Source organism: Streptomyces tamarix, assembly GCF_032423885.1.
Taxonomy (GTDB): Bacteria; Actinomycetota; Actinomycetes; order Streptomycetales; family Streptomycetaceae; genus Streptomyces; species Streptomyces tamarix.
The window spans coordinates 1-2,299 of sequence record NZ_JAWCTQ010000092.1; the positions used below are offsets into that span (position 1 = coordinate 1).

The following is a 2,299-nucleotide window of genomic DNA, read 5'->3' on the forward strand; positions in this document are numbered from 1 at the left end:
TCCACGCCGCATCCGGCGATCTTGATCGGGCTGAGCATGGCGGCGCCGGCGTCGCCCATCTCCTTGATCGCCTTCCGCAACGGCGCGATCCCGAGGTCGCGCAGGGCGGTGACGACGATGGACGGGGTGATCGGCGCCCCGGCGTCGCTTCCGCGCTGCTGGGCGGGAAGGGCCCACTGCGGGGCGGCCTGCTGATGGCGGCCGACCGCCCACAGCCCGCACAGGGCCAGCCACGGGCCGACGGCGAGGGCCGGTCCCCACACCACGGTGGCGATGACGACGACCAGCCGGCACAGCTCCACCAGCGCCATCAGCGGCGTGAGCACGTCGCCCGGCTCCTTGGTCGCCACCGCGAGCGCGACACCGAGCAGGAGCAGGGCGCCGAGGGTGCCGCCGGCGGCGTAGGCGGCGTTCTTCACCACCCGCTCCGGCGAGGTCAAAAGGTCCATGCGCCGCTGGTGACGCGCCGCCCGGTACTGCCGCCCCCGCTCCTCCCACTCCGCGGCCACCTCCAGGTTCCCGGCGGCCTCGGCCGCGCGGATCATCCGCTCATACCGTGCCGCCGTGCGGCCGTCCCACGCCCGACGCGCCACGATCCGCGTACCGCCAACCACGTAGGAACCGTGGCGCACCACGGCCCGCCCCGCGGCCCGCGTGCGTTCGTCGGCGGCGACGACCCGCACCCGGCGGACGGTCCGCCGCCAACTCGACGGACGCGGCGGCGCCCCGGCGGTCTGCGGCGACGCCTTCGGAACGGCGAGGGTGGTGGGGGTCTCGTCGGGGTCGGGGGGCGGGTCCTTGAAGAGGTGTACGACGTTGTCCGTCATGCTGGTGTTCTCCTGTCTGCACAGGCGGATAAGGGGGCCCGGGGCGGCCGACGAACCTTGGCCGGGAGCCGACCGCCCCGGGGCGAACTCACTGCTGGTCGATCGAGGCGCCGAGGATGCGCATGGTGATCAGTTGGCGCGTCGTCTTGTCGTCGCCGCGGTCGACCAGGGCGTTGGCGGGGCCGTCGTCGCCGGCGTTCAGCGCGCGGGCGGCGTGGTCCAGCTCCGCGCCGGTGATCAGCACATCAGCGGGGGTGTCGGTCTTCTGCTTGCGGGAGAACAGGCCCATCACGGGGTCCCTTCGGTGGTGAGCGGTCAGTGGGTGCGGCGGGCGCGGTCGTAGTCGGCGGCGGTGCAGCCCGCGGCCTCGGCGGCGCGGGCCGCGCGGTCGGCCACGCGGGCGGCCAGCCGGGCGGCGCCCGAGTTGATGCCGTGCTTCTCGGCGGCGCGGACCATGTCCCGTCCGGCCTGCACGGCGACGATCGCCAGCTCGTGCTTGCTGGTCATGCGCTTCCCCTTGTGTGGTGGCGGGGCCGGGCCTGTCCCGGCTCCCTCCCGCCGCCCGGCCGGGTGGCTGGGCGGCGAGGGACAGCCGTCAGGCGGGCCGCAGCTCGTGGGTGTGACACAGCACGGGGGCGATGAGCCAACTGATTCCGTTGACGGTCCACCGGCCGCCGGTCAGCGGGCCGGGCGGGACCTCGTCCACGATCCGGCCTGTGCGTCCGGCCGCACGGGGGTCGTCCTCACACGAGACGATCAGCACCTTGTCGCCAGCCTGGAAGGACATGTCAGCCCCTCCTCTTGCCGTGGTGGCCGCCGGTGTTCTTGACGACGGTGACGACGCCCCAGGCGCACACGGCGGCGATCAGGGCGAGCAGGGCGAGGTTGGCGGCGATGGCGGTGAGCACGCCGACCAGGAGCGGGCCGAAGTAGACGCCGGCCGCGACCGCCCCGGCTCCGGCCCCGGCTCCGAGTGTGAGGCGCTGCACGGTGCGGTCGGGCGGGGCGTGGTGGATGTGCTGCACCACCGGCACCGGCGCCGCGGCGGGCGCCGGGGGGTTGGCGGTGGGGAGGTAGGCGTGGGTGCCGTCCGGGAGAAGCACCACCCGGGCGGGTTCAGGCAGAGATTCCACGAGGATCCTCCGAGGGGTAGGCGCAGGGCACGCACATGCCGAGTGACCGGGGGATGCAGTAGCCGGCATCCCGCCGGCAGGACGGGCAGGTCCGCCGCGCGGCCATGGCCCGGTCGAGGGCGGCGGCGCGGCCGGGCGTCATCGGCCGGACGGGCCGAGCCAGGTCGATCCGGTAGAGGTAGGCGACCAGCGGCCCGCGTCGCCGCCGGGGCCGTTCGAGCTGGGCGGCCACCGGCTGGCCGCCGGGGCGCAGCCCTTGGGCGCGGAGTTGGCGGCGGGTGGCCAGTCCGTCGGGGGCCAGGCGCCATCGGTAGACGGGCAGGGTGCTCACGCGGCGGC

The 2,299-nt window shown here is 75.2% G+C and carries 5 protein-coding genes and 1 pseudogene; all 6 read right to left on the reverse strand.

Annotated elements, in window-relative coordinates; genetic code table 11:
- A pseudogene (locus RND61_RS32325) lies at positions 1 to 827 on the reverse strand (ATP-binding protein); the annotation flags it as partial.
- Between the two features lie 88 nt (positions 828 to 915).
- Entirely contained in the window at positions 916 to 1,116 is a 201-nt protein-coding gene (locus tag RND61_RS32330) for a hypothetical protein (RefSeq protein WP_315881738.1), read from the reverse strand.
- Positions 1,117 to 1,142: 26 nt separating this feature from the next.
- Entirely contained in the window at positions 1,143 to 1,334 is a 192-nt protein-coding gene (locus RND61_RS32335) for a hypothetical protein (RefSeq protein ID WP_315881739.1), read from the reverse strand.
- Between the two features lie 88 nt (positions 1,335 to 1,422).
- Positions 1,423 to 1,614 carry a hypothetical protein gene (locus RND61_RS32340; RefSeq protein ID WP_315881740.1) on the reverse strand — a complete coding sequence of 64 codons (192 nt, stop codon included), beginning with the start codon at positions 1,612 to 1,614 and terminating at the stop codon, positions 1,423 to 1,425.
- Between the two features lies 1 nt (position 1,615).
- Positions 1,616 to 1,960: a DUF6251 family protein gene (locus RND61_RS32345; protein WP_315881741.1), complete on the reverse strand. Its 345-nt coding sequence runs from the start codon at positions 1,958 to 1,960 to the stop codon at positions 1,616 to 1,618.
- On the reverse strand, positions 1,944 to 2,291 hold the full coding sequence (locus RND61_RS32350) for an RRQRL motif-containing zinc-binding protein (protein ID WP_315881742.1): 348 nt from the start codon (positions 2,289 to 2,291) through the stop codon (positions 1,944 to 1,946). Before RND61_RS32350 ends, RND61_RS32345 begins: the two co-directional genes overlap by 17 nt.
- Between the last annotated feature and the right edge of the window lie 8 nt (positions 2,292 to 2,299).

Excerpts from the sequence above, each read along its gene's own strand:
- RND61_RS32330 (WP_315881738.1), bottom strand. The coding sequence starts at position 1,116 with ATGGGCCTGTTCTCCCGCAAGCAGAAGACCGACACCCCCGCTGATGTG.
- RND61_RS32335 (WP_315881739.1), bottom strand. The coding sequence starts at position 1,334 with ATGACCAGCAAGCACGAGCTGGCGATCGTCGCCGTGCAGGCCGGACGG.
- RND61_RS32340 (WP_315881740.1), bottom strand. The coding sequence starts at position 1,614 with ATGTCCTTCCAGGCTGGCGACAAGGTGCTGATCGTCTCGTGTGAGGAC.